Source organism: Deltaproteobacteria bacterium (assembly GCA_011773515.1).
GTDB lineage: Bacteria > Desulfobacterota > Deferrimicrobia > J040 > J040 > WVXK01.
Map to the genome: position 1 here is coordinate 1 of WVXK01000073.1, position 1103 is coordinate 1103.

The 1103-nt window shown below is 55.9% G+C and carries 2 protein-coding genes; one reads left to right on the forward strand and one right to left on the reverse strand.

All coding sequences use genetic code 11. The features are described from left to right. Positions 1-638, reverse strand: a 638-nt coding sequence (locus GTN70_08445; protein NIO17013.1) for a glycosyltransferase, incomplete at its 3' end; no start/stop codon positions are given. Between the two features lie 113 nt (positions 639-751). On the opposite strand from GTN70_08445, the gene GTN70_08450 reads away from it, so the two are divergent. After that, positions 752-1103 (forward strand): hypothetical protein (locus GTN70_08450; protein NIO17014.1); only part of this gene is annotated, 352 nt, incomplete at its 3' end.

Sequence of the window (1103 nt, forward strand, 5' to 3'; positions counted from 1 at the left end):
CTGAAAAGGCTTTTGATGTACCACATCAGAAAGATTGTCCTCACAGGCCCGAATCTTTCCCATTTCCTGGATGCGGTTTTGACCGGGTTCCCGATAAATGCAACCTTACCATCCTTTCGTATCCTGTCGGCCATCATCAGGTCCTCCATCAGGGGAACATCGGGGAATCCCCCGGTGCTCTCGAAAAACTCCCTTCGCATAAACATCGCCTGGTCTCCGGTAAACGACCGGAAAAGAAGGGTCCTTGCGTTTATCATCCAACCGATGAGGCGGTAGATGAACCGGCTGCCGGAAAGCCTTACGAAGAAGCACCCCCCGAGGGTTTTACCGTCGAGCATCTTTTCCCCGAGCAGGAGGGCCCATCCGCCGGGAAGTGTTGTGTCTGCGTGGAGAAATAGAAAAATATCTCCGGAGCACATCCTTGCACCCTCGTTCATCTGCGCTGCCCTCCCGCTGCGCCCGGCCTCCGTGACCGTAACGCCGGGGTAAGCACGTGCGATTTCGATCGTCCTGTCCGTGCTTCCCCCGTCTGCAACCACGACCTCGAAGGGGTCTCCTGCGATCACGGATGCAAGGGCCTGCCCTATGTTCTCCTCCTCGTTCAGGGAAGGGATGATCACCGATACCCTGTTTTTCATGATTTTTTCCCCGTCATCGGACAGGCAATTTTTCACTTTCCTCCGGGAAGAGTATAAAATGGTGGTGTGGACGAGAGCAAAGCAATTATGAAAGAGCGGCAAGGGAGAGGCAGGTGAAAAAGTTATCGGACAGCATCCTTTCGGTGCTTTTGGCAAAGTTCCCCGTACTGTTCCGGATGTGGGAGAGAAAGGCGCAGATCCTAACTTTCGAGGAAACCTACTGGGCAGAACCGCCGGAAGATCCCTTTGCCGCGCGGGTCGCCCTGGTGACAACGGCAGGTGTCCACGTTACAGGCGACAGGCCTTTCGACATGAAGGACCGGGACGGGGACCCCACCTACCGGGAGATACCCTCGGACACGGCAGCTTCCAGCCTGAGCATAACCCACGATTACTATGACATCCGGGACGCGGAGCTGGACCCCGGCGTCGTGTTTCCCCTCGATGTCCTGCTGGATATGGAAA